Genomic DNA, 25475 nt, shown 5'->3' with positions numbered 1-25475 from the left:
TAAGATGGAACTAGACGAAAATTTTTGGAATTCTAAATACAAGAATAATGAAACAGGGTGGGATCTCAAAGCTCCTTCCACTCCACTGAAAACATATATTGATCAATTAGAGAACAAAAACATTCGAATTTTGATTCCTGGTTGCGGAAATGCTTACGAAGCCGATTATCTATTAGAACATGGTTTTACAAATATTACCTTGATTGATATTTCTGAAGTTGTTGTAAAAACAATCAAAGAAAAATTTAAAGACAATCAACATATAAAAGTTCTCCATCAAGATTTTTTTACGTTAGAAGGAGAATTTGATTTGATTTTAGAACAAACATTCTTTTGTGCACTAAATCCTGAATTGCGTCAAAAATATAGCATCAAAGTAAATGAATTATTAGCCGAGAAAGGGAAACTTGTTGGTGTATTATTTGACAGACATTTTGAAAATAATGCTCCACCATATGGCGGTCACAAAGCTGAATATCAAACTTATTTTAATGATTATTTTGATTTCAAAGTAATGGAAAATTGTTATAATTCTATCCCACCAAGAGCAGGATCTGAATTGTTTATTAATTTAAAAAAGATTAAAAAATAAGCTATGATTTCATTCATAGTTTTTACCATAACTATCAATCTTATTTGAGTTTAAATAGATGAAAAGTATCAGAATTAGCCCTTCAATGGAAAATTCTAATTTTAATTATTCGTATTTTTACAAACTAAATTCATGCTTATGAAAATTGAACAAATTTACACCGGATGTCTTGCACAAGGTGCTTATTATATAGAAAGCAATGGTGAAGTTGCAATTATTGATCCATTAAGAGAAACACAATCTTATATAGATCAAGCAACTAAAGATCATGCAAAAATCAAATATATTTTCGAAACGCATTTCCATGCAGATTTTGTTTCTGGACATGTAGATTTAGCGCAAAAAACTGGAGCTACAATAGTTTACGGACCAACTGCTGAGCCAAATTTCGAAGCACATATTGCGACAGATGGTGAAGTTTTCACTTTAGGAAATATTACAATCACTGCTTTGCATACGCCTGGACATACAATGGAAAGCACAACGTATTTATTGAAAGATGAAAACGGAAAAGATTACGCAATTTTTACAGGAGATACTTTATTTATTGGTGATGTAGGTCGCCCAGATTTAGCTCAAAAATTAAATACTGATTTAACACAAGAGAAATTAGCAGGCTATTTATTTGATTCTTTACGGAACAAAATTATACCTTTAGCAAACGATGTTATTGTATATCCCGCACATGGTGCAGGTTCTGCTTGTGGAAAAAATATGAGTAAAGAAACTTTTGATACATTAGGAAATCAAAAAGAAGTAAATTACGCATTGAATCCTAATATGACAAAAGAAGAATTTATTACTGAATTAACCTCAGGTTTAATGCCTCCTCCATTCTATTTTCCAGAAAATGTTATGATGAATAAATTAGGTGTAGAATCTTTAGATGTTGTAAAAGAACGTGCGAATAAAGCATTATCTCCTGACGAGTTTATACAAGTTGCCGAAGATACGAATGCCTTAATTTTAGATGTTCGCGATCCTCAAACTTTTGCTGCAGGATTTATTCCAAATTCTATCAATATTGGTATTAAAGGAAATTTTGCTCCTTGGGTTGGAACATTAATTACAGATATCAAACAACCAATTCTATTAATTGCAGAAGTTGGAGCTGAAGAAGAAGCAGTAACACGTTTGGCTCGAGTTGGCTACGACAATGTTATCGGATTTTTAAATAATGGTTTCCAAGCTTGGCTTGATGCAGAAAAAGATTTTGATGAAATTGTTTCTATTTCTCCAGAAGAATTTGTTGAATTAGTAGATGAAACAGAATTAAAAGTTTTAGATGTTCGTAAACCAGGTGAATACGAAACTTCTCATGTAGAAGGCGCAATTACTGCTCCTTTAGATTTTATCAACGAATCTATGAAATTGATAGATCCAGAAGAAACATATCTTGTACATTGTGCTGGAGGTTATCGCTCTATGATTTTCACATCTATTTTGCGTGCTCGTGGTTACGAAAATTTAATTGACGTTGCCGGAGGTTTTGGTAAGATAAAAGAGGTAGAAGGTGTTAAAATAGCAGAAGGAACTTCTCCTTGTCAAGCAGGAAATAATTCTTGTTCAACAAAGTAAACAATTTATTTTAAATAATAACGTTATAGCCTTGTGATAAACGAGGCTTTTTTTATATTCGTCATCTAAATTCATCCAATGAAAAAATTGTTATTCATCGCCACTTTTTTTGCTTGTATCTCTATATTTTCTCAAAAGAAAATACATGGAGCAGAATCATTTACATTAACAATTCCAGAAAATTTTCAGCGGACAGTTGGTTTAAATGATTATGCAACAATCCAATTTGAAAGTCTAACTCCAAAACCAAATTCGTATGGTTTTTTAATTTTCGAACACAAGGATGAATTAAAATTAACCGATTCTAGTTTGGATATGATAGATTATACACTAAATTCTATCGCGCCATATACAACACAAAAAAGTTTCAATTACATCAAAAAACCATATGTTGCTTACGAACAAGGTTTTAATTATGCGTACACCGAATTTGAAACAAATGAACCAGAATCTGGTCATATCTATTTTTTGCAAACAATTATCGAAACGAAAGAATTTGTTTATCAAATTTTACAATATTGCGGTTATGAGAATAAAGAAATCATGAAAAGCGATTTTGTATCAATTGTCAATAGTTTCAAATTAAAATAAACAAAAAACCTTCCTATTTCGGAAGGTTTTTATTTTTCTGTTCAATCCAAAGTGACATATATTTCGTACTTTGATTTGTATGATGCTGTAAAATTTGTCCAATAAAATTCTGATTTCGATGTTGAATTAAATTTTCTACTATTGTTTTAATTTTTTCTAAAAATCCAGCTTCAAATTTAGTTTTATCATAATTTTCGTTCAAAATTTTGATACCATTTTCTTGAGCAATTTTCCATTCTTTTTCATTATTATAAAGCAAAACAGCTTTCTCTACAAATGCTTCAATATCGTCTTCTACAAAACCATTCCAATCAAAATTTTCTTTCATAGCTTCTGCTCCAATCGTTGTCGTTACCGAAGGAGTTCCTGTTTGCATCGCATCCACAAACTTTCCTTTTACTCCAGCTCCAAACTTTATTGGCGCCAATAAAACTTTATAATTTGACATCGTTTCTTGTGCATTTTCAGCTCTATTTTTTATAAAAAATCGTTCAGAAGAATTATTCAATTGCAAGACTTTTTGCGTTGCATAAGCACCATAAATATGCAATTCTACTTTCGGAAGTTTTTTTCTCAAAACTGGCCAAATCTCTTTTTTTAAAATCTGAACACAATTAAAATTAGGTTCGTGAATAAAATTTCCGATAAACATAAAATGTTCTCGCTTGTCGAATTTTTTCCAAGATTTTATTTTTTCTTCTGTAATTTCATCTTCTAAAAAAGGTAAATAACACAAAATATTTTCATCAATTTTAAATTGATTTTTTAAAATTTCTATCTCTTTTTTTGAAATGATTAATGATAAATCACAACGTAAAATTGAAGCTATTTCTCGCTTTGCTAAATCAGAAAACAATAAATTTTCAGTAAATTCAATTCCTTTTTTAGTTGCTTCTTGTCGTGCATTTCTCAAAAAATGTAAATCTTCTGTATCCAAAATTTTCAATGCATTTGGACATTCTTTCGAAACACGCCAACCATATTGCTCTTCGATCATAAAACGATCAAAAAGAACAATTTCTGGATTTATTTTTCGAACAAAATCATCAAAACTTTCATCATTTAACTGAATTTCAACTTCTTTAATTCCTTTCGAAATCAAATCAAAACTAAAATCAGATTTTGAAGCTGCGCAGGCAAAAGTCATCTCAAATCCGTTTTTTTTGAAACAATCAATTAACTGAATCATTCGAGTTCCTGCAGCAGAAGAAGTTGGTTCTGGCCAAACTTGACCAATGATTAATAGTTTTTTCATTTCACAAAATTACGTTTTCTGTTTCTTAATTGGAATAATAAATATTATAAGCCAATATGACTTATTTTAATGTAAATTTGCATTAAAATTATACAAAATGTCTTATCAAACTGTTTTTGAAGAATTTTACGAGCACGTAAAATCAAGTATCAAAGAAGGAACTTTTGCAAAACTTACAATGGCCAAAACTATTGGTGATACTGATCTTAAAAATATATTTGTTCGTTTGCATCTTCTAGAAAATAATGAGTATAATTTTGCCTTTACTTTTCGATATAAAACGGAAGAAGTGGAACAATTTCATAGCATTGAACAGACTTTTTTAATCTTGAGTTCTTATATAAAAAATCCATTTACAAACGCTTTATTATTTACAACTGAAAAAGATTTAATCTTTAAGGTTAATAAAAAAAATGCAGCAAGTTTAACAGAACAAGCACCAACTTTTAAACATGCTTCGGATGTTATGCTGGAAATGATCGAAAAGAAAATCATTTAATTAATTCATAAGCGATTTCTTAGATTCTATTTTAAAGAATATAATTTCGTAAATTTGAACTTAAATATTTTTCGAAAATGCTTGGACTAAAACTTTTGACAGACCCGCGTTGGGCTGATATTGCAGAAAGAAATTTAGAAGAAATTTTAACAGATCATGCTTGGTGCGAACAAAAAGCTGCAACCAATGCAATAACAATGATTGCCTATAATTCTGAACATGACGAATTTATTCAGGAAATGTCTGATATCGCAATCGAAGAAATGCAACATTTCAAAATGGTTGTAGAAATTATCGAACGTCGTGGATATAAATTAGGTCGCGAACGCAAAGATGATTACGTTGGTCAATTGATGAAATTTTGTAAAAAAGATGGTTCTCGTAATATGGCTTTCGTCGATCGCTTGTTATTTGCTGCGATGATTGAAGCAAGAAGTTGTGAGCGTTTTAGAACATTATCTCAGAATATTAAAGATGAGGAATTGGCTAAATTCTATTATGATTTAATGGTTTCGGAAGCAAATCATTATACAACTTTTTTGAATTTTGCTCGTAAATTATCTACTGATGTAGATGTCGATAAACGCTGGCAAGAATGGCTAGATTTCGAAGGAAAACTAATCCAATCTTACGGAAATAAAGAAGCAATTCACGGATAATAAATCCTAGAAAATAAATAAAAGAGTTAATTCTAATTTAATGAGTTAACTCTTTTTTCTTTCATATCCTACATCAATTCAGATCTAAAATTCTATTTATAAATTTGAATAAATCTAAAATAATATGGAATTAGGAATAGGAATGTTTGGCGATCTACATATAGATCCAAAAACGGGTTATACACAATCACCTCAACAGCGTATGACCGAAATTATAGAGGAAGTAAAATTGATGGATGAAGTTGGAGTAGATTTCTTTGGAATTGGAGAACATCATCGCCCTGATTATGCAGTTTCTTCTCCAGAAATTATTTTGGCAGCTTTGTCTACCGTTACTAAAAATATTAAGTTGGGAAGTGCAGTTTCTGTCATCAGTTCTACAGATCCCGTCAAACTATATCAAGACTTTTCAAGTATAGATAATTTATCGAACGGACGTGCTGAAATTACAGCTGGTAGAGGTTCATTTATAGAATCTTTTCCACTTTTTGGTTATGATCTAAACGATTATGATGCTCTTTTTGATGAAAAGCTTCGTTTGCTTTTAACTTTAAATAATAATGAAGTAATTAATTGGGAAGGAAAATTTAGAATGCCAATTATCAATCAAAGTATTTATCCAAAACCTGTACAAGAAAAGCTTCCTATTTGGATTGCTGTCGGAGGAACAAAATCATCAATTGTACGTGCTGCAACATTAGGTTTACCTATTATTTTTGCTATTATTGGTGGAAACCCTGCCGATTTCAATTTCCTTTTTGAAATTTATAAACAAGTTTATATCGAAAATGGACATGATATTAATAACATGCAAATTGGTGTTCATATGCATTCGTTTTTTGGAGAAAATAGTGAAAAAGTAGCTGAAGAATATTTCCCAATTTATGGTGCTCAAATGGATCGAATTGGAGCAAGTAGAGGTTGGTCAAAATATACAAAACAACAATTTGATTACGGACGTTCTACAAATGGACATTTAATTGTTGGGGATGCTTCTTTGGCTGTAGATCGAATTTTGAAATACCAAGAAATGTTTGGTTTAACTCGTTTTTCTGCTCATATGGATGTTGGCGCTCCAAATCATTTGGATATGATGAAATCTATTGAAATTTTTGGAAAAGACATTCTACCAGAAGTGAAAAAAGCTACAAAATAAATTTAATTTATACCGATAAAAGACACGATTCATTTTCGTGTCTTTTTTATTTTAATAAAATAGTTTTATCTTTAGTTAAGATAATTTACAATTGATTATATGAAATTTTCACTTGGTTGTTTACCATTATTTCTGTTTTTTTCTACAAAAATATATGCACAAAGTGTTTTTAGTGTTAACCTAAAAAGCAAAGCTGATGTAAAAGTATTTGTTGTAAAAACAGAAGCTCAAGCAGATTTGAAAGTTTTTAAGTTGAATTCATCATTTAAAGTAAATGAAAATAACGGAAAATGGTTTTTTACAAAATTGGAAAGCCAAGCAAAATTCAAAATCTATTTTGTAGATTTAGAAAGCCAAGCAGATGTAAAAGTTTTCTTTGTGAAAAATGAAAGTCAAGCTGGCTGGAGAAACAAAAGTAAAATGCAATATTTTTATTAATAAATCATTGAATAAACTTATTTATAATTAACAAAAAATCCGCTCTTTTGAGCGGATTTTCTATTTGTAATTAATATATCATTTTTCCTATTAAGCTTCACAAGAAGAACAAGAAACTAAGTTTGCAACTAATTCCTTAGAAACAGATTGTGAACGTTGATAGTACAATGTTTTAACACCTAATTGCCAAGCTTCAATCATCAAGCGGTTTACTTCCTTCACAGGTAAATCTGGTGGAATATTTAAGTTTAATGATTGTGATTGATCTACATATTTTTGACGAATTGCAGCTTGTTGAACAATTTCTAATTGAGAAATTTCTTTGAATGTTTTGAATACATCTTTTTCCTCTTTTGTCAATTGATCTAAATGCTGAACAGAACCTCCATTTAACATGATTTCTCGCCAAATATCTTCATTATCGATTCCTTTTTCACGTAATAATCTTGTTAAATATTTATTTTTACGCATAAAGTTACCTTTTGATAATCCAGCTTTATAATAGTTAGATGCAAACGGCTCAATTCCTGGAGAAGTTTGCCCTAAAATAGCAGAAGAAGAAGTCGTTGGCGCAATAGCACAAGTTGTTGTATTGCGACGTCCGTAACCTTTTAAAACTTCTGGTTCACCATAAATGCGTGCTAATTCTTCTGAAGCTTTATCTGCTTTAGATTGAATATGTTTAAAAATCTCTGTTGTGCGTAATTTTGCTTCCATTCCTTCGAAAGGAATCATGTTTCGTTGCAGATAAGAATGCCATCCTAAAACACCTAAACCTAACGCGCGATGACGTTTTGCAAAGCGATTTGCTGAAGCTAAATAATAATTTCCTTCAGTTTTTTCGATGAATTCTTGTAAAACTGCATCTAAGAAGAAAATTGCTAAACGTACTGCTTCTGTATCTTTCCATTCGTCGTATAATTCTAAATTCATAGAAGATAAACAACAAATAAATGATTCATCGGCAGAAGAAGGTAACATAATTTCTGAACAAAGATTAGATGCGTTAATTGACATTCCTAAATCTTTGTAAACTTGTGGTTTATTTTTATTTACATTATCCGTAAAGAATAAATATGGTAATCCTTTTTCTTGACGAGACTCTAAAACTTTCGCCCAAATTTGGCGTTTTTCAGCATCTCCATCAATCATTTCTTGCATCCAATAATCTGGCACACAAACACCATAAAATAAATTCTGAATTGGGTTACCAATCGATTTTATTTTTAAAAACTCATCAATATCATCATGGTCAATATCCAAATAAGCAGCGAAAGCTCCACGACGAGTAGAACCTTGAGAAACAACATTCATTGCAGAATTGAATAATTCCATAAACGAAACAGCACCACTACTCTTTCCGTTATCTGTAATTGCCGCACCACGTTCGCGTAATTCACCAAAATATCCAGAAGTACCACCACCAATTTTCGTTTGCATGATAACTTCTCCTAATTTGTGTGTAATTCCTTCGATACTGTCAGGAATATGCACATTGAAACAAGAAATTGGTAAACCACGTTCTGTTCCCATATTTGCCCAAATTGGAGATGATAAACTCATCCATCCTCTTTCGATCATTTCTTTGAAAGATTCTTGCAATTCCGGTTTGTATAAACGTTTTGCAGCTGCAGCTGTAATACGATCTATAGCTCCCTCAACTGTCTCTCCTTTCAATAAGTAACCTCTATTTAAAATTTGTTCAGATTCAGAGTTTTTCCACCATAATTTTGGTGCTTCTCCGTCAAAAAATATATTTTGGATATCGTCGTGTGGTATTGGATTTTCCATAGTTTTAGAATTTGTAATGATGTAATTTTGTAAAATAATTTAATTTATAGTTGTGTTTTTTAGTCAAAAGTTTCGGTGATTAAAATAAATCATCTGCCGAAATACTTTTGTCGTGTTTTGTATAATCTACAGGTCGTTTTGCAAAGAAATCATCTAAGCTACTCGCAAAAACTTCTTCTTCAAACCAAGCCATTGGTTTATATTGTTCTTGTGAGATATGAAATATTTTTTTGAAACCAATCTTCGTGATTGCTTCATCAATACGATATTTCATATAATTTAATAAATCTTCTTTCGAGTAATAATTGAATTCTCCTTTCTCAAAAATCCAATCCAACATCATTTCTTCTTGGTCGATATAACCACGAACAGCAGTTTCTACCCAATTTTGATCTAATTCGTCTGGTAATAAACCTTCTTCACGAATTTTATTAATTAAATAAATTCCTGCATTTGCATGAATTTGTTCATCTGTAGATGTCCAAGCAATGATATTTGCAGTATTTTTCATTAAACCGTCAAAACGTGTGAATGCTAAAATATTTGCAAATTTCGAGAATAGAGAACTATCTTCGATAACCAATGCGAAGAACAACAATTTCTCTACGATTGATTTGCTCTCGTCGCGCATAATTTCGCCTACAAACGTATTATAGCTCTTGAAAATTGGATTTTGTAAGGCTACATTAAATTCATCTAAATAACCATTTACCTCCAAAATACGCGAATATGCCTCGCTATGTCTAAACTCACATTCTGCAAAAGTTGCTCCTAGACCATTCAATTCTGGTTTTGGAAAATAGTGATATAAATCTCCCCAAAATCCTTTTACAGTTACCTCGACTTGCGCAATAGATAGAATAGAACGTTTGTGAATTTCACGTTTTACATCATCTAAATTTGCATGATAATCCTGGATATCCGAAGTAAAATCTACTTCTCCGTGTACCCAATATGCTTTTTGGATTGCTTCTGTAAAGGTTAAAATTTCAGGATATTCAAATGGTTTATAATTTACTCTTTTATCAAAAATAGACATAGTTTTTTTAGACTTTTTGGATTAATAAACTTCGGTAAAACGAATTTTTTCATCAAAATAAATAAAGTTGGTCATTTTATTTATTTTAGAAATTTGAACCTCAATAGGGTTACATTTCCGTTTAAATTACTCATAGATTTTTTCAAAAATAAGATAAGATTTTACAATTAAAAATTTTGTAATCTTAAAAATTAAAAAGTTTATCAACAAGTTGTTAATTAATTGATTTTAAACACATTAAAATAGTATTTTTATTTGTTATAATTTAATAATTTTTATCAAAATAATAACTAAAAATTGAATTAATTTTCTATAATTTAACACAAAAAATAGGCAAGCCTTCTTTCAGACTTGCCTATACCATATAATTAAATTCTAAATTTTATCTTGCAATATTCACTGCACGTGTTTCACGAATTACCGTTACACGCACTTGACCTGGATAAGTCATTTCATTTTGAATTTTATCAGAGATTAAGAAAGATAATTCCGCAGCTTTTGTATCATCTACTTTATCACTTTCTACAATCACACGCAATTCACGTCCTGCTTGAATAGCATATGCTTTCTCTACTCCATCAAAATTAAGCGCTGTCGCTTCTAAATCTTTTAGACGTTGCATGTACGATTCTACAACTTGACGACGAGCACCTGGACGAGCACCAGAAATAGCATCGGCAACTTGTACAATTGGCGAAATTAAAGAAGTCATCTCAATTTCGTCATGGTGAGCTCCAATTGCATTAATTACATCTGGGTGTTCTCCGTATTTCTCTGCCCACTGCATTCCTAAAATTGCGTGAGGCAATTCTGATTCTTGCTCAGGAACTTTACCAATATCGTGTAATAAACCTGCACGTTTCGCTAGCTTAGGATTTAAACCTAATTCTGCAGCTAATGTTCCTGCTAAATTTGCAACTTCACGAGAGTGTTGTAATAAGTTTTGACCATAAGATGAACGATATTTCATACGTCCAACGATACGAACCAAATCTTTATGTAAACCGTGAATTCCTAAATCTAAGATTGTTTTCTTACCAACCTCGATAATTTCATCTTCAATTTGTTTAGTTGTCTTCGCAACTACTTCCTCGATACGAGCTGGATGAATACGTCCATCTGTTACTAAACGGTGTAAAGATAAACGAGCAATTTCACGACGAACAGGATCAAAACATGAAAGAATAATTGCTTCTGGCGTATCATCTACAATTACTTCAACTCCAGTAGCAGCTTCTATAGCACGAATATTACGTCCCTCACGACCAATAATACGTCCTTTTATTTCATCTGATTCGATATTAAATACAGAAACCGAATTTTCAATCGCTTGTTCTGTCCCAATACGTTGAATAGAAGATATTACGATTTTACGTGCTTCGTTTTTCGCATCTAATTCAGCTTCTTCCATGATTTCTTGGATATGAGCTTGTGCTTTCGTTCTGGCTTCGTCTTTTAAGACTTCAATTAACTCAGAACGAGCTTCATCAGCGGAATAATTCGAAATTTTCTCAAGTACTTCTACTTGTTTTTTATGCATCGTATCAACTTCTCTTTGCTTAATGTTAAGCTTTTCTGTACGAGCTTGTATATTTCCTTTCTCAGATTTTATCTGATCTTTTTGTTTCTGAATTTCTGCTAAGTCCGTTTTGATTCTTTCTTCACGTTCTTTTACTTTAAGCTCAGCATCAGCTACTTTTCTTTCGCGTTGGTTAACGACTTCTTCGTGTTTAGATTTTAATTCTAAAAATTTTTCTTTGGCTTGAAAAATTTTCTCTTTTTTAATGGCTTCACCATCTTTCTCAGCATCATTAATCAAATTTTGTGCTTTACGAGTTGCTTCGTCAATCAGTTCTTGATTCTGTTTATCAACTGATTTTTTTGATAAGAAATATCCTATCACTGCACCTATGATTAATGTAACAATTGCAATAATTATTGTCATAATTGTGTCCATAGATTATGTAATGTTTATATATAAAAAAACCTACATTAGTAAAGTATGTTTTGAGTTAACTCCTGTAAACAGGATTTGAGTTAGTCCGTCAGTCAAGTATCCGCTGTCATCTAAATGAACCTAAAAGGTTGCGGCCCGCTTTCCGAACGGTGTTCACTCGGTAACAAAACTAGTGTTGAGTTAACCAAAATAGCTAGAACTAATGTAGGAATATTGTTTAGTGGACAGTTTCACAACTGTCAGAACTTCTCTTATTTTGCGATTGACTGATCAATCAATTCTAATAACTTCGAAATGCGCTCTGTTGTCATTTCTTCATTATCTTTCACTTGCTTTTTCAGTTTTGCTTCACGTAAAGCTAACTGAATTGTCACCATTGCAAGTGCATCTTGTTTGTCAGAAACAGCGTACTTTTGTTCAAATTGTTTCAAAATACTATTTATTTCTTCTGCGCAAGAAAGTAACATTTCTTCTTCATCAGAATTAATCGTCATTGGATAATGACGTGAAGCAATTTTTATCTCAATTCGTTGAGTTGACATTCTTTTTATTAATTAATTATTTGTTTTAATTTGAGCGATGCACGTATCGACTTCTTTTATTAATTTATTCATTCTTTGCTTCATCATTTGTTTGTACTCCTGATTTCCGCTCATTGCATTAACGACTTTTAATCGTTTTACTTCTTCATTTAAATTTAAATTATTCGCTTGCGAATCTCTCAATTTATTTTTTAATCTGGCGTTTTCTTCTTTTAACGAATTGATTTCATTTTGCAATTTTTCCAATTCTTGTATCGAGTTTTCAGCGCCTTTCAATATATCTTTATAATTCCCAAGTTGGCCTAAAACACTTAAAACTTTGTTTTCAAGTTCATTAAATTTTACCATTTTTTCCATCTCCCGAGAATTTCAATTATTCTAGCTTCTATTGCAAAAATAGTATTTTTTTACTTCTAATCAATAGAAAGACCTAAATATTATCAGTTTTTTCTTATTCATTTGACAAATAGAGATTTACTCAATTCTTTTGTTTTGATTCTCTGTTTTTCACTATTCTTACAACATACTTGATACTAAAAAACAAAAACAATACCGAAAGAATTGTTGGCAGAAATTGGCATAAAACAATCAGGATAGATTTGAAATAATATAATCCATCTTGCCAACTTTGTTTTAACTCATATCCTAAATTGATTTCTCTGTAAGATTTAAGTTCTGTTTGAGGTAAAATATTTGTGATAATTCGAGGTTCTTCCGTTAATCGGTACACAATCGTTGCATAGCTTGTAGCATCATTTATCAAAGCTTTATTCACTTTATTTTCGATTTGAGTCGATATTTTTACAGAATTATTGTTCGCATTTTTTAAGTCATTTTCATATTTCTGAAATGTCATTTCTTCGTTATTAATTAAAATATGATCGATAATTAATCCTTTTTCAACTGCAAATTTGACATGCTCTCGCAATTTGCTTGACGGAACTTTTAATTCAATGAAATAAGAACGTTGTATTTTTTCTATTTTCTTGATACTTTCTTCCGACAATTCAATCTCATCGAAATCCAACGTTTGATTATTCATCTCGCTATTCAACACAAAACCATTTAATGCAATTGCATTTTCTTCGATTTGAACGGCATCTTTCATTGCGTCTTTTACTTTCATTTCAATCAACGCATTCGATTTAAATACCTTTCCTTTCACTTCTGTATTTGCTGCATTAGAAACTTCTACTTCTTCTGTTGCTAATTCGGCATTGTTTGAACTTTTATATTGGTTACAACTTGTAATTGAAGCGACTACAAAAAGTGCTAAAATAATTTTTTTCATAATGATATTTTTAATGTTTGATTTAAAATTAGTTGTATCATTTTTCAATCATTCACCAAAATCCTTTTCTTTTGCTTGTTAATTATTTTACAAATACAAAACATTGATATTCTTGTTTTTAAATTTATTTTACAAAGATTTATCTTGAAATAATTTTCAGAAATTCAAAAGATTAAAGATGTTTGTAAAAGAATTAGTTTACTTTTAACTGATTTGTTAATGATTGAAAAGAAAAAATGAAAATGATTAAACCAATTTTACTAAACTTATTACTATCTTCTGTTGTATTTGGGCAACGAGCAGAACAACCAAAATCCGAAACATATCCGAAAAAAGTTTTTCAAAATCCATTAGAAATCCCCAATTATTTAGCTGGTAATTTTGGAGAATTACGAACTAATCATTTCCACGCTGGACTTGATATTAAAACACAACAACGAGAAGGTTTGAAAGTAAAAGCCGTTGGAGATGGCTATATTTCTCGTATTAATATTTCGCCAACAGGTTATGGAAATGCACTTTATATTGATCATCCAAATGGATATACTTCTGTTTATGCGCATTTGAGAGAATTTACGCCTGAATTGCAAGAATATGTGCGCAAACAACAATATGCAAATGAAACATTTAAAATAGATCTGTACCCAAAACCAAACGAACTTCCAATTAAAATGGGTGATTTAATTGCTCTTTCAGGAAATTCTGGAGGTTCTGGAGGACCACATTTACATTTTGAAATTCGTGATACAAAAACAGAAGAACCAATTAATCCTTTTTATTTTGGTTTTGATATTCCTGATACAAGAAAACCAAGTATTTTAGGCTTATATGCTTATCCGATAAATGGTGATATTAACCAAAAAACAAGTCGAGTTGTTGTCCCTAATGGCGGAACAATTTCTGCTTCTGGAGCAATTGGCTTTGGTGTGAAAGCTTATGATAAACACAATGGAGCTGAGAACAACAATGGCGTTCATCAAATCAATATTTATGTGAATGATGAACCAATTTATACCTTTACTTCGAATCGTTTTTCGTTTGATGAAGCGCGAGCTATAAACAGTGTTTGTGATTATAATGATGTTCAGAGAAACAACAGTTGGGTTTATCAAGGATTTGTAAAAGATGGAAATCCTATAAGAATGTACTCTAATCTTAAAAATAATGGAATTTTAAAGCTTGAAGATGGAAAATCATATAAAGTAAAAATAGACGTTTCTGATTATGCAGGAAATGTATCTTCGCAATCTTTTACTGTTAATGGAAAAGCATTTGTAGATTCTGTGAAACTTCCTGAAACAAATCCTATGTTATGGAGCAAAGAAAATCATTTTAAAGCCAACGGAATTGAAATCTTTTTCCCTAAAAATGTTTTCTACGAAGATTTTGATTTAGCTTATAAATTCTCAAATAACAAACATTGGGTTGGCGATTATAACATGCCTGTTCATAAATCTTATACATTAGCAATAGAACCTTCTACAGACATTCCTACTGCACAATTGGATAAAGCTGTTATTGTTCGCGAATATCAAAAAAGAGGTGCTTGGAAAAAAGATTATTTAACTACAGAACTTAAAAATGGGAAGCTTGTTGCGAATCCAAAAGATTTTGGTGTTTTTTCTATTATGATAGATAATACTAAACCAACAATTACTCCGTTAAATATCAAATCAGATAGTCAATTTAGTCAAGCGAATAGTATTATCAAATTTACAATTAACGATGTACATTCCGGAATAAAAGACTACAAAGCTTATATCGATGGGAAATGGGTTTTGGCCGAATATGATCAAAAGATTAAACGATTAACAATTAATTTGAACAAAGAACAAATTTCAGTTGGCGACCATCAATTAGAATTAAACGTGAAAGATGAAAAAAACAACACAACAACCTACTCTACAACATTCAAGAAGATTTCTTAGCACAATAAGTTTATCTCTTTTGGGTGGAATTTTATTTGCACAAACAGCACAAATAAAAGGTAAAGTTGTCGACGAAAATAGAAATCCAATTAGTGAAGCAGAAATTATTGTAAATGATCAATCTTATTTTGCGGATCAAAACGGGAATTTCAAAATTGACATCCCTTCAAACAAATCTATTACTGTAACTTTTAACAATAATGGATACCATTCGTTTGCGCAAACTTTTACATTAAAAGACAAAAATAAAAAAGAAATATTTGTTCAATTAGTTCCTGATCAAACTAATGCGATACAACTAGGAGAAGCTGTTGTTTCTTTTCAATCAAATAAAAACAAACCATTACAAAGCACCGTTTTAAGTGCTGCTCAAATGCAGCAAGGGCCAAGTTTAACAGGTGGAGTTTCTGATTTATTAAAAACTTTACCTTTCGTAAATTCAAACACAGAATTAAGTTCTCAATACATGGTTCGTGGAGGAAATTATGATGAAAATTTAATTTATGTTAATGGAATTGAAATTTACAAACCTCAACTTATTCGTTCTGGAGAACAAGAAGGATTAGGCTTTGTAAATCCTGCAATGACAGAATTTATCAACTTTTCTGCTGGAGGTTGGGAAGCAAAATATGGTGATAAAATGTCTTCTGTTTTAGATGTTACATACAAACGTCCAAAAAAATTTGAAGGGCAATTAGAAGCAAGTTTAATGGGCGGAAGTTTAACATTAGGAGGAGCTTCTAAAAATAAAAAACTTTCTGCAATTGTTGGTGCTCGCTATCAAAATAGAAATTTAGTTTTGAATACCTTAAAAGGTGATACCAATTTTAATCCTGAATATTACGATTTACAAGCGAACATCAATTATAAATTAAACGATAAATGGAATATTGCCTTTTTGGGAACAATGTCGCGTTCACGTTACGAAATGTTTCCTATAAAACGCGATACGTATATCAATACGATGGATAATCCATTGTTATTAACAGTATATTATAACGGAAAAGAAGATGATAAATTTGCTACCGAAACCGGAAGTTTGTCGTTTACATATCAACCAAATTCTAAATTAGATTTAGCAGTAGATCTATTTGCTTATCATTCAAAAGAACGTGAATATTTTGATATTCAAGGTTCTTATTTTATATCAGATGTTGATAAAAATGGAAATGCAATTTCTACTTACGATGTTGGTTCTCAAATAGATCATGCTCGAAATAACTTTGATGCTTTAGTCGCTGGAATTCAACACAAAGGAAAATATAAAATTAACGGAAACAATAATATCGAATGGGGAATAAAATTTCAACAAGAAGATATTCGTGATTTATTAGGAGAATGGCAAGCAATAGATTCAACAGGATATATTATAAACCATAATCCTGAAAAAGGTTTGAATCTAAGTTATTATGTCAACTCAAAAAATAATTTAAAAACGAATCGTTTATCTGGTTACGCACAATACACAAGTAAATTTATGTGGAATGATGCAAAAGTATTATTCAATGCTGGAGTTCGCGCAACTTATTGGGATTTTAACGAAGAGACAACCGTTTCGCCTCGCGCTCAAATCGCCATTAAACCAGATTGGGAAAGTGATATGTTATTCCGTTTTTCAACAGGATTATATTATCAACCTCCGTTCTATCGTGAAATTCGTCGTTTAGATGGTTCTTTAAATGATAAAGTAAAATCGCAACAATCTATACATTTTATACTTGGAAACGATTACGAATTCAAGTGGATGGATCGTCCGTTCAAATTAACAACTGAGGTTTATTATAAGATCTTGAATGATTTGAATCCATATTATGTAGACAATGTAAGAATCCGTTATACAGCAGACAACAACTCAAAAGGTTATGCTTATGGACTTGACATGCGTCTATATGGACAATTTGTTCCTGGTATAGATTCTTGGTTCTCGGCATCATATGCACGTGCTTATCAAAATATAGATGATAGAGGAAATATTCCATTACCAACAGATCCAAGATTCAAATTATCAGCATTTTTCCAAGATTATATGGAATTTTTACCTTCTTTCAAGGTAAATGTGAATTTAATTTATGCTTCTGGTTTACCAAATGGTGCGCCTCAATTCTCAGATCCATATGATTACCAAACAACATTGACAGATTACAAACGTGTGGATATTGGTTTCGTAAAAGAAATTATTAATCAAAAAGAATTGAAACCATCAAAAGGAACATTTTGGAGTAATTTCAAAGAAATTTCTATTGGTGTAGATGTTTTCAATGTATTTGATATAAAAAATGAAATCAGTAATTCATGGATACGTGATGTTAATTCGAGTGCAGTTTATACAATGCCAAACTATTTAACAGGACGTTTCTTTAATGGAAAAATTAATTTTAAGTTTTAAAACTATTCAAAATTAATATTAGGATAAATTAATTCTAATTGACAATGGATTTTCAAAAATATATCGGTTATATCATCATTCCAATTATATTTATTTTTTCAATTTTACCTGTTTTTTTCATGAACAAGAAAATAGGTAAAATAAAATATTTAAAAACTTATAGTTTTATATTTTGGTTATTTTTATTGTTATTATATTTTGCATCATTAAATGAAAGCTTTGAAAACCAAAACTTAAATGATTTTACTTTTTTCAATTTTTATAAAACTTTAGAATATTATTTTTTATGGATTTTTCTTCCGTTTTGGATATTTCCAATTTCAATTATATCAGGAATATTAACTTTATTTATTTTATATTTAAAAGGCAAGAATAATAAAAAAAACAAGGTATAATAAATTATTTTCCACAAAAAAACTGAAAAACAAAAAGATAGATACAAATAATTTCAAAGAATAATTTTTTTTAAAAAAAAGCTCTTTGTCAAATTGAATTCATTTCAACTTCGCATCCTCAAAGTCAAGCTCGTAATCTGTATTCCTGAAACAAGTTCAGAATAACACTTAGAGATATAAAAACAAATTTATTATTAAACTATTAATATAATCTATCAAACCTCAAATCAAAAAAAATATTTATACATTTACCGAAGCACTTCTCGCGACAGAAGTGCTTCTTTTTTATTAAAAATCTGACAAAACGACACATAATGCGCATTGGCAAACTATTTGATTTAATCAGAAACAAAAAAACTAATAAGATTATGTCTGACCAAAATATACACGAAGAATTAGAGAACGAAAATCTTCAAGACAACGTTCAAGAGAATGATAACACTGCAGAAACATCTCAAGAAGATACTGCTGGAAAGTCAGAATTAGAAATTGTTAAAGAACAATTAGCAAAAGAAAAAGATCAATATTTACGTTTATTTGCAGAGTTCGACAACTTCAAAAAACGTACTTCTCGCGAACGCATGGATATTTTCAAAACAGCAAACAAAGAAGTTATCACTTCATTATTACCTGTTTTAGACGATTTTAAACGTGCAATCAATCAAATAGAAAAATCTGGAGACGATAACATACTTCAAGGAGTTGAATTAATCAATAATAAATTAATCGAAACATTGCGTGCAAAAGGTTTGAAAGAAATGGAAGTAAAACCTGGTGATGATTTCAACACAGATTTTCACGAAGCAATTACTCAAATCCCTGCTCCAACAGAAGATTTGAAAGGTAAAATTGTTGATGTTGTAGAAACTGGTTATTTATTAAATGATGTAGTTATTCGCTACGCGAAAGTTGTTGTTGGATTATAATTTAGATTAGGAAAATGTCATCAAAAAGAGATTATTACGAAATATTGCAGGTCGAAAAATCTGCTACATCAGAGCATATCAAGAAAGCTTATCGTAAACTTGCCATTAAATATCACCCTGACAAAAATCCTGGTGACAAAGAGGCAGAAGACAAATTTAAGGAAGCTGCAGAAGCATACGAAGTTTTAAGCGACGACCAAAAACGTGCACGTTACGATCAATTCGGACATGCAGGAATGGGAGGAGCTAGCGGCGGAGGATTCGGCGGTGGCGGAATGAATATGGAAGATATTTTCTCTCATTTCGGCGATATCTTTGGCGGCGGAGGTTTCGGTGGTGGATTTGGTGGTCAATCTCGTGGTCCTCGCCGAATGAAAGGTTCTGATTTGCGTATTCGCGTAAAATTGAACTTAGAAGAAATGGTAAACGGTTGCGAGAAAAAAGTAAAAGTTAAACGTTTCAAACAAGCTGATGGCGTTACGTCTAAAACTTGTCCATCTTGTGGTGGTTCTGGACAGCAAGTTCGTGTAACCAATACCTTTTTAGGACAAATGCAAACAGCTACAACTTGTTCTACTTGTCAAGGAGTTGGAAAAGTTGCAGACAAAATTCCTTCGGGAGCAAACAACCAAGGTTTAATCAAAGTTGAGGAAACAATCGATATTAAAATCCCTGCTGGTGCAAGAGAAGGAATTCAATTGCAAGTTCGTGGAAAAGGTAACGATGCTCCATTTGATGGTATTCCTGGTGATTTACTTGTTTTGATTGAAGAAGAAGAACACGAAACATTAAAACGTGATGGAAATAACTTACATTTCGATTTGTATGTTTCTATTCCTGATGCTGTTTTAGGAGCTTCAAAAGAAATACCTACTGTTAACGGTAAAGTAAAAATTAAAATTGATAAAGGAACTCAATCTGGAAAAGTATTGCGTTTAAAAGGTCAAGGTTTACCTGATTTGAATGGTTATGGAAAAGGTGATTTATTTGTTCATGTTAACATTTGGACGCCAAGTCATTTATCAAAAGAGCAAGAAGCATTTTTTGAAAAAATGAGAGAAGATGATCATTTCTCACCAGAACCTTCGAAAAATGAGAAATCATTCTTTGAACGTGTAAAAGATATGTTTCAGTAATTGAAAATCATATAAATAAAAAATCCGACTCAATTGAGTCGGATTTTTTTATGTTTAATTAAAATATTAATTTATAATTACTTTACTCGATTGTGTTTTTGTTTTTATAATATAAACTCCTTTAGGAACTTTATTTAATCTAACTTTAGAATTGTTTGTAACATTTTCAATTGTTTGAACCAATTGTCCATTGATATTAAAGATTTGGATTGTTTCTTTATTTTCAAGACCATTAATAACAAACTCATGATTCTTTACTGGATTAGGCGAAATAATCAACTTATTCGTTTGTTTTACGATTTCGTTTGTTCCTAATTTTTCGTAGCAAGTCCAAGATATATTATCAAAAGAAACTCTATTATTTGAAACTTCATCCACTAACTCTATCACAACATTTCCTTCAATATTAATATCATTTATAGTTGTAGTTTGAGCCTTCTTAGAATAAGGGATTTGTCCTTTAACTTCTCCATTAATTTTTAATGTATAATATCCGTCTTTATCCGAAAAAGGAAGATAAGTTTTTACAGATAAAGATCCTATTCCTCCTGATATAGTCGATGAAGTCAATGTACCTTTTCTCATACAAATTGCTTTATTGTTATCTCCATCTATATAGATTTGTTTATCTGTTCTTGCATTTGTTGCAGTCCATACAATTCCTCTACTCGTCCAAGTTCTATCTGTGTAAGCTGATGCTGGAGGTGTACTACCTGTAGAAGGAATATTTTCAAAATCTTCTGTGCCACAAGAAGTTCCTTCTCCTGTTCCTCCGCCAGAATTAAATTCTTTTGTTGTAACTTCAATCGATTGACTATTATCTGATTTGTTTCCTGCACCATCTTTTGCTACAACATAAAAAGAATATTTAGTAGAAGCAGCTAATCCTGATACAGTTGCATTATTAGAAAAAACTGAAGAATTATAAACATTATTTACATAAATATCATAACCACTTACAGCTACATTATCTGTTGATGCTGTCCATGTTAAAGATACGCTAGAACTTGTAACATTTGTTGATGCTAAATCTGTTGGTACAGTTGGATTTTCTGTATCTATTTCACTTCCTCCTTCTCCATTAAAAGAATCTGGCCAAGTATTTTTTGCAGTTGGTCCTCCCCAAATAACAGTTGCTAAATAAGGATTATCAATAAATGGATTTCTATTTCCTTGTACATTTGCTACAACATTATTTCTTTGTTTTTCAAATTCTGATACAGGATCTTCTACATTCCATTTTAAAAGAATATCAGGAAAATCTGATGAATAAGTACTAGGTCCAAAAGTAATATTAAGAGGTAATGCTCTCGAATTGTAACGAACATACATATACATCAAGATTCTTGCTACATCTCCTTTCCATTCTTCTCCTGGATACCAACCTCCACGGCTTGTTTTGGTTGCCATAACCCCTACTCCATCATCAAAAAGTAAGTTTCCTCTTGAGCTGTTTAATGAAATATCTGCTGGACGTATATGATGCCCATCTGATCCTGGACCATCAGTTCCTAAATTTGGAGTTCCTTTCGATTTTGCAAAAACATGCTCTCTGTTCCAAGATCCTGAATGCGCACGACTTCTTTGATGTGTTCCTGAACTTTGAGAACCATAAATAAGTAATAAATTAGATGGATTTTCTGGATCAGCATCACTCGTTTTGAATAAATTTGCTAAACCTGCTGAATAAGAAACGTTTTGTTTATGCGTATCGCTAATCAATTTTGCTACGTCATTTTTCAATTCGTTTTTAGTTTTGGTAAAATTAATGCTTGAGTAATACGCCGGAGCTTTTTGAGCTTGTGCGAATAATGCTAAAGCAAATGATAAAAATGTAAATTTTAATTTCATTTTAATAAATAATAGTTGTTTATTTTAATATCAAAACATTCTCATTTTCATAAGAAAGTCCTATTGTGTAATTTTTAATGATTAATGGAATTTGTGTGTTAAATTCTAAAAAGTAATTATCCTTAAATTGATAAAATTTTGCAGTTATTTCATTTTCAAGTTGAGAAGAAAAAACTTGAACTTCAATTACAATATCTTCAATAGGTTTATTCAACCAGTTTATATTTTTTTCAGTAAAATGTAATACATCAGCAAAAAGTCCTAGATGATTTTTTCCTTGGCCTACAAAAACCCTATTTTCTACCTCATCAATTCCTATAACATAAACTGGAAGTTTCTTACCACTTATATTCAAACCTTTTCGTTGTCCAATTTCAAATTGTTCAACTCCTTTGTGTTCTCCTACAATAAAACCTTCAAACAAAGAATATTCTCTTTGCTTAACTTTCCAAAAAAGCTCTTCTTCTTTGGAATCAAAAGTTGGAATCTCTTTTTTATAAATAGAGGATTCTTGCGGAATTTCTACAATTTGTCCAGTTTTCACTTTTTAATTTAATTTGTTATTCTATTAAAAAAGTAAGGAAGACAAAAGTAAAATGTTAATGTTAACTAAATGTTAAAATAAAAACATTTATGGATTAAATAAATACTTAAAAACAAAAAAAAGCAACTAAAAATAGTTGCTTTTGATTTGTATATTAAATTAAATATTAATGATGATGATTCGTATGATCTTCTTCTTTCTTCTGAGATGTTTCTGTAGCATTTTCTCCTTCCGTTTCATCACGATCATACAAACAGCAAGAATGTAAATTTTCGTAAACTTTATCATCTGCACGTTTTGCATTTGTATCGTGTCCTACTGCGATTACAGCATCTTCTACAGCATCAACCTTATTTTTTGTTTCGTTCAAAACAATATGTAAATTTTGAAAATCTGCATCCCAAGTTGCCATTTTCACTCCTTTTACACCATAAGCTGCTTTCTCAATACGTTCTTTACATTGCTCACAATTTCCTTTTACATGCAAATCGTGTTTTGCATTTTTATTTTGTGCTTGTGCACTAATTCCTATAATTGTAACAAAAGCAAAAGCTAATAATTTTTTCATTGTATATTTATTTTTATGTTTTTTTTATTTTAAACTAAATCTTAATCCTGCATAATACATCTGCCCAAAAATTGGTGCATAAACAATCGAACTATCGAAATTAGAACCAAATGGATTATCTGCTCCTAAAATTACACGATGTTGTTGATAATTTGTGACATTTTCTCCTCCAACATAAACTTCAAAACGTTTTGAAAAAATACATGTAATTTGAAAATTAACTGTTCCAAAAGGATTCGAATAATCACTTAATTGATTTTCTGGTAAATTATCTGATGTATTTGGTAAACGTTGTTTTCCGATCCAATTATAAGTTACATCAAAACGCCAATTTTTCCCATTATGTTCGCGCGTTTCATATTCAAGATTTGTAAAAAAACGATGTTTCGCTTGTAATGGACGCTCTAGTTTTCCTTTTTCATAATCAGTTGCGATATCATAATATTTATATGATGCTCTAATTTTGAAAGTTGTAAATGGATTATAATTAAAATCGAGTTGGAATGAATTTGCATACGAATCACCTTCTAAATTATAAAATCTTACTTGACGAGCTGAATAATCTATATCTGTTACGATTTGATTTTGAAAATCTGTTCGATAAAAATCTGCTGTAACATCTGCATTCTTTCCAAATAATTTGAATTCCTGTGTAACACTAAATCCATAATTCCATGCAATTTCTGGATCTAAACCATATATTTTTCCTCCATTTCCAATAATATTAAATTGTCTTGAGGATGCAAATAAGTTCTGATTTTCCGCAAATACATTATTGATTCGTTTTCCTCTACCAACCGATGCTTTTACCGTTGTTCCTTTTATCGGAGTATAACGCGCATGCAAACGTGGTGTTAAGAAAAATCCCATTCGATTATGATAATCCCCACGAAGTCCTGCAATCATATTGAAATTCTTCATATTATCATAAGTATATTCAAAAAAAGCACCAGCAGAATTATCTATTCGATTATGATTTTCATTTGTAGGAAGCACTACAAATTCCTTAAATTTATCGTATGTAAAACTCGATCCTGTAGAAAATTTATTTTTGGTATTACTGATAATAGAACTAAAAATATAATTTGCATAAAAACTTTGTTGTTCAATATTATATTGATTCAATCCGAAATAAGAATTTTGTTTGTGATAGCTGAATGCTGTTTGCAATCCCATGCTCTGAAAAGGCATTTCTGGAAAAACATATCCAACTTTTGACGAAAGATCTACACGATTCGTATTGATTTCTGATCCCCAATAATTTGTTGTCAACTTATCTCTATGTCGATCAAAATCTACTTGTCCTCCTTGTTTACGATCATTCAAATATCGAGCAGATAAAAATCCAACCCAACCTTTTTCTAAGTTTTGATATTGCCAACGATTCATCACATTTACCTGATGTCCAAGTGGATTATCCAAAAATCCATCATCGTTCATATCATTTTTAGCAACACGCGCATTTCCATGAATAAAAAGTGAAGAACTCCATTTATCATTCAATTTTTTATTCAAATGTACATTTCCTTCGAAACGAGAATCTGTCGAACCATAAAGATTTACAAATAATGGAATATCATTCGAAGGTTTTATTAATTCAGTATTAATTTGCCCTGAAATACTTTCATAACCATTAATTACAGTTCCTGCACCTTTCGTCACTTGAATACTTTCTACCCAAGTTCCTGGCGTAAAACTAAGTCCGAAAGCTTGCGAAGCACCACGAACATTCGGAATATTTTCTTCAGCTATCAAAATATAAGGCGATGTTAAACCTAACATTTTTATTTGCTTATTCCCAGTTACAGCATCCGAAAAATTAACATCAATAGAAGGATTTGTCTCAAAAGATTCAGCTAAATTACAACAAGCAGCTTTCAACAATTCTTTTCCAGACATTGTCGTCATATTTGTTGCAAACTTCGATTTTTTTAGCGAACTACTTCTATCCTTCACAACAACTTCTTTCAAACTTGTATCTCCGAAATGATCCTTTACATTGATAGTTATATTCTGAAATTCATCTTTTAATTCCTTAAAAGTAGTTGTTTCATTCTCATAAAAAACGCCTAAAACCGACGTTGGTTGATAATTTTCTATTTCAAAATTTCCATTTTCATCCGTTATAACAGAATGATCTGTGTTTTCCAAAAACACTTCTGCTCCAACGATTGGTTGTTTATTTTGATCCGTAATTTTCCCTTTTAAAGTAGATTGTGCGTAAGTTAGCACTGCACTCAGTATAAAAACTGAAGTGAATATTTTTTTCATTTTTACGATTTGAGGCTTAATGCCCATTTATTATTGCGTACTTGTTGAGTATAATTTCATCAAATACATTAATATTTTAATA

At 30.8% G+C, this 25475-nt stretch carries 23 protein-coding genes; 12 read left to right on the top strand and 11 right to left on the bottom strand.

Annotated elements, in window-relative coordinates:
- Positions 1-4 precede the first annotated feature (4 nt).
- The 3 genes from ACMHJW_RS10295 to ACMHJW_RS10285 all read left to right on the top strand — a co-directional run bounded on the left by ACMHJW_RS10295 (position 5) and on the right by ACMHJW_RS10285 (position 2761).
- Positions 5-592: a methyltransferase domain-containing protein gene (locus tag ACMHJW_RS10295; RefSeq protein ID WP_413533323.1), complete on the top strand. Its 588-nt coding sequence runs from the start codon at positions 5-7 to the stop codon at positions 590-592.
- A 138-nt stretch (positions 593-730) separates the two neighbouring features.
- Complete coding sequence (locus ACMHJW_RS10290) at positions 731-2170, top strand: MBL fold metallo-hydrolase (protein ID WP_413533322.1); 1440 nt, start codon at positions 731-733, stop codon at positions 2168-2170.
- Positions 2171-2248: 78 nt separating this feature from the next.
- Entirely contained in the window at positions 2249-2761 is a 513-nt protein-coding gene (locus ACMHJW_RS10285; protein WP_413533321.1) for a hypothetical protein, read from the top strand.
- Between the two features lie 13 nt (positions 2762-2774).
- Here ACMHJW_RS10285 and ACMHJW_RS10280 read toward each other — a convergent pair whose 3' ends face one another.
- Positions 2775-4016, bottom strand: coding sequence for a glycosyltransferase (locus ACMHJW_RS10280; protein WP_413533320.1), 1242 nt, complete (start codon positions 4014-4016; stop codon positions 2775-2777).
- A 97-nt stretch (positions 4017-4113) separates the two neighbouring features.
- Between ACMHJW_RS10280 and ACMHJW_RS10275 the strand changes: the two genes are divergently transcribed.
- The 4 genes from ACMHJW_RS10275 to ACMHJW_RS10260 all read left to right on the top strand — a co-directional run bounded on the left by ACMHJW_RS10275 (position 4114) and on the right by ACMHJW_RS10260 (position 6768).
- Positions 4114-4515 carry a hypothetical protein gene (locus ACMHJW_RS10275; protein WP_413533319.1) on the top strand — a complete coding sequence of 134 codons (402 nt, stop codon included), beginning with the start codon at positions 4114-4116 and terminating at the stop codon, positions 4513-4515.
- Between the two features lie 77 nt (positions 4516-4592).
- Positions 4593-5174, top strand: coding sequence for a tRNA-(ms[2]io[6]A)-hydroxylase (locus ACMHJW_RS10270; RefSeq protein WP_413533318.1), 582 nt, complete (start codon positions 4593-4595; stop codon positions 5172-5174).
- Between the two features lie 124 nt (positions 5175-5298).
- Entirely contained in the window at positions 5299-6330 is a 1032-nt protein-coding gene (locus ACMHJW_RS10265) for an Atu2307/SP_0267 family LLM class monooxygenase (RefSeq protein WP_413533317.1), read from the top strand.
- Between the two features lie 99 nt (positions 6331-6429).
- Positions 6430-6768, top strand: coding sequence for a DUF6150 family protein (locus ACMHJW_RS10260; RefSeq protein ID WP_413533316.1), 339 nt, complete (start codon positions 6430-6432; stop codon positions 6766-6768).
- A 90-nt stretch (positions 6769-6858) separates the two neighbouring features.
- On the opposite strand, the gene ACMHJW_RS10255 is transcribed toward ACMHJW_RS10260, so the two are convergent.
- The 6 genes from ACMHJW_RS10255 to ACMHJW_RS10230 form a co-directional block, all read right to left on the bottom strand.
- Complete coding sequence (locus tag ACMHJW_RS10255) at positions 6859-8559, bottom strand: ribonucleoside-diphosphate reductase subunit alpha (RefSeq protein ID WP_413533315.1); 1701 nt, start codon at positions 8557-8559, stop codon at positions 6859-6861.
- A gap of 79 nt (positions 8560-8638) precedes the next feature.
- Positions 8639-9598, bottom strand: coding sequence for a ribonucleotide-diphosphate reductase subunit beta (locus tag ACMHJW_RS10250; RefSeq protein ID WP_413533314.1), 960 nt, complete (start codon positions 9596-9598; stop codon positions 8639-8641).
- A gap of 382 nt (positions 9599-9980) precedes the next feature.
- Positions 9981-11555 carry a ribonuclease Y gene (gene rny, locus ACMHJW_RS10245; RefSeq protein ID WP_413533313.1) on the bottom strand — a complete coding sequence of 525 codons (1575 nt, stop codon included), beginning with the start codon at positions 11553-11555 and terminating at the stop codon, positions 9981-9983.
- A 251-nt stretch (positions 11556-11806) separates the two neighbouring features.
- Positions 11807-12097: a cell division protein ZapA gene (locus ACMHJW_RS10240; RefSeq protein WP_019975372.1), complete on the bottom strand. Its 291-nt coding sequence runs from the start codon at positions 12095-12097 to the stop codon at positions 11807-11809.
- Between the two features lie 12 nt (positions 12098-12109).
- Positions 12110-12454 carry a hypothetical protein gene (locus tag ACMHJW_RS10235; RefSeq protein ID WP_019975371.1) on the bottom strand — a complete coding sequence of 115 codons (345 nt, stop codon included), beginning with the start codon at positions 12452-12454 and terminating at the stop codon, positions 12110-12112.
- A gap of 121 nt (positions 12455-12575) precedes the next feature.
- On the bottom strand, positions 12576-13388 hold the full coding sequence (locus tag ACMHJW_RS10230) for a hypothetical protein (RefSeq protein WP_413533312.1): 813 nt from the start codon (positions 13386-13388) through the stop codon (positions 12576-12578).
- Positions 13389-13624: 236 nt separating this feature from the next.
- Here ACMHJW_RS10230 and ACMHJW_RS10225 point away from each other — a divergent pair, with 236 nt between their 5' ends.
- The 5 genes from ACMHJW_RS10225 (at position 13625) to dnaJ (ending at position 20159) form a co-directional block, all read left to right on the top strand.
- A complete protein-coding gene (locus ACMHJW_RS10225) occupies positions 13625-15316 on the top strand; it encodes a M23 family metallopeptidase (protein WP_413533311.1) in 1692 nt (563 codons plus the stop codon).
- Positions 15264-17702, top strand: coding sequence for a carboxypeptidase-like regulatory domain-containing protein (locus ACMHJW_RS10220; RefSeq protein ID WP_413533310.1), 2439 nt, complete (start codon positions 15264-15266; stop codon positions 17700-17702). The genes ACMHJW_RS10225 and ACMHJW_RS10220 overlap by 53 nt, the downstream gene beginning before the upstream one ends.
- 44 nt (positions 17703-17746) lie before the next feature.
- Positions 17747-18097, top strand: coding sequence for a hypothetical protein (locus tag ACMHJW_RS10215; protein ID WP_413533309.1), 351 nt, complete (start codon positions 17747-17749; stop codon positions 18095-18097).
- 368 nt (positions 18098-18465) lie between these two features.
- Positions 18466-19023, top strand: coding sequence for a nucleotide exchange factor GrpE (locus ACMHJW_RS10210; protein WP_413533308.1), 558 nt, complete (start codon positions 18466-18468; stop codon positions 19021-19023).
- A gap of 14 nt (positions 19024-19037) precedes the next feature.
- Positions 19038-20159, top strand: a complete 1122-nt coding sequence (gene dnaJ, locus ACMHJW_RS10205; RefSeq protein WP_413533307.1) for a molecular chaperone DnaJ — start codon at positions 19038-19040, stop codon at positions 20157-20159.
- A 66-nt stretch (positions 20160-20225) separates the two neighbouring features.
- On the opposite strand, the gene ACMHJW_RS10200 is transcribed toward dnaJ, so the two are convergent.
- The 4 genes from ACMHJW_RS10200 to ACMHJW_RS10185 form a co-directional block, all read right to left on the bottom strand.
- Entirely contained in the window at positions 20226-22010 is a 1785-nt protein-coding gene (locus ACMHJW_RS10200; protein WP_413533306.1) for an endonuclease, read from the bottom strand.
- Between the two features lie 19 nt (positions 22011-22029).
- Complete coding sequence (locus tag ACMHJW_RS10195) at positions 22030-22554, bottom strand: tRNA methyl transferase PRC-barrel domain-containing protein (protein ID WP_413533305.1); 525 nt, start codon at positions 22552-22554, stop codon at positions 22030-22032.
- 166 nt (positions 22555-22720) lie between these two features.
- Positions 22721-23122 carry a heavy-metal-associated domain-containing protein gene (locus tag ACMHJW_RS10190; protein WP_413533304.1) on the bottom strand — a complete coding sequence of 134 codons (402 nt, stop codon included), beginning with the start codon at positions 23120-23122 and terminating at the stop codon, positions 22721-22723.
- Between the two features lie 24 nt (positions 23123-23146).
- Positions 23147-25393: a TonB-dependent receptor domain-containing protein gene (locus tag ACMHJW_RS10185; RefSeq protein WP_413533303.1), complete on the bottom strand. Its 2247-nt coding sequence runs from the start codon at positions 25391-25393 to the stop codon at positions 23147-23149.
- Positions 25394-25475 lie beyond the last annotated feature (82 nt).

This window comes from Empedobacter brevis (genome assembly GCF_965118635.1).
Taxonomy (GTDB): domain Bacteria; phylum Bacteroidota; class Bacteroidia; order Flavobacteriales; family Weeksellaceae; genus Empedobacter; species Empedobacter brevis_A.
The sequence above is the reverse complement of the archived record's forward strand: the minus strand, read 5'-3'. Positions and strand labels throughout refer to the sequence as shown.

Excerpts from the sequence above, each read along its gene's own strand:
- ACMHJW_RS10295 (WP_413533323.1), top strand. The coding sequence starts at position 5 with ATGGAACTAGACGAAAATTTTTGGAATTCTAAATACAAGAATAATGAA.
- ACMHJW_RS10290 (WP_413533322.1), top strand. The coding sequence starts at position 731 with ATGAAAATTGAACAAATTTACACCGGATGTCTTGCACAAGGTGCTTAT.
- ACMHJW_RS10285 (WP_413533321.1), top strand. The coding sequence starts at position 2,249 with ATGAAAAAATTGTTATTCATCGCCACTTTTTTTGCTTGTATCTCTATA.
- ACMHJW_RS10280 (WP_413533320.1), bottom strand. The coding sequence starts at position 4,016 with ATGAAAAAACTATTAATCATTGGTCAAGTTTGGCCAGAACCAACTTCT.
- ACMHJW_RS10275 (WP_413533319.1), top strand. The coding sequence starts at position 4,114 with ATGTCTTATCAAACTGTTTTTGAAGAATTTTACGAGCACGTAAAATCA.
- ACMHJW_RS10270 (WP_413533318.1), top strand. The coding sequence starts at position 4,593 with ATGCTTGGACTAAAACTTTTGACAGACCCGCGTTGGGCTGATATTGCA.
- ACMHJW_RS10265 (WP_413533317.1), top strand. The coding sequence starts at position 5,299 with ATGGAATTAGGAATAGGAATGTTTGGCGATCTACATATAGATCCAAAA.
- ACMHJW_RS10260 (WP_413533316.1), top strand. The coding sequence starts at position 6,430 with ATGAAATTTTCACTTGGTTGTTTACCATTATTTCTGTTTTTTTCTACA.
- ACMHJW_RS10255 (WP_413533315.1), bottom strand. The coding sequence starts at position 8,559 with ATGGAAAATCCAATACCACACGACGATATCCAAAATATATTTTTTGAC.
- ACMHJW_RS10250 (WP_413533314.1), bottom strand. The coding sequence starts at position 9,598 with ATGTCTATTTTTGATAAAAGAGTAAATTATAAACCATTTGAATATCCT.
- rny (WP_413533313.1), bottom strand. The coding sequence starts at position 11,555 with ATGGACACAATTATGACAATAATTATTGCAATTGTTACATTAATCATA.
- ACMHJW_RS10240 (WP_019975372.1), bottom strand. The coding sequence starts at position 12,097 with ATGTCAACTCAACGAATTGAGATAAAAATTGCTTCACGTCATTATCCA.
- ACMHJW_RS10235 (WP_019975371.1), bottom strand. The coding sequence starts at position 12,454 with ATGGAAAAAATGGTAAAATTTAATGAACTTGAAAACAAAGTTTTAAGT.
- ACMHJW_RS10230 (WP_413533312.1), bottom strand. The coding sequence starts at position 13,388 with ATGAAAAAAATTATTTTAGCACTTTTTGTAGTCGCTTCAATTACAAGT.
- ACMHJW_RS10225 (WP_413533311.1), top strand. The coding sequence starts at position 13,625 with ATGAAAATGATTAAACCAATTTTACTAAACTTATTACTATCTTCTGTT.
- ACMHJW_RS10220 (WP_413533310.1), top strand. The coding sequence starts at position 15,264 with ATGAAAAAAACAACACAACAACCTACTCTACAACATTCAAGAAGATTT.
- ACMHJW_RS10215 (WP_413533309.1), top strand. The coding sequence starts at position 17,747 with ATGGATTTTCAAAAATATATCGGTTATATCATCATTCCAATTATATTT.
- ACMHJW_RS10210 (WP_413533308.1), top strand. The coding sequence starts at position 18,466 with ATGTCTGACCAAAATATACACGAAGAATTAGAGAACGAAAATCTTCAA.
- dnaJ (WP_413533307.1), top strand. The coding sequence starts at position 19,038 with ATGTCATCAAAAAGAGATTATTACGAAATATTGCAGGTCGAAAAATCT.
- ACMHJW_RS10200 (WP_413533306.1), bottom strand. The coding sequence starts at position 22,010 with ATGAAATTAAAATTTACATTTTTATCATTTGCTTTAGCATTATTCGCA.
- ACMHJW_RS10190 (WP_413533304.1), bottom strand. The coding sequence starts at position 23,122 with ATGAAAAAATTATTAGCTTTTGCTTTTGTTACAATTATAGGAATTAGT.
- ACMHJW_RS10185 (WP_413533303.1), bottom strand. The coding sequence starts at position 25,393 with ATGAAAAAAATATTCACTTCAGTTTTTATACTGAGTGCAGTGCTAACT.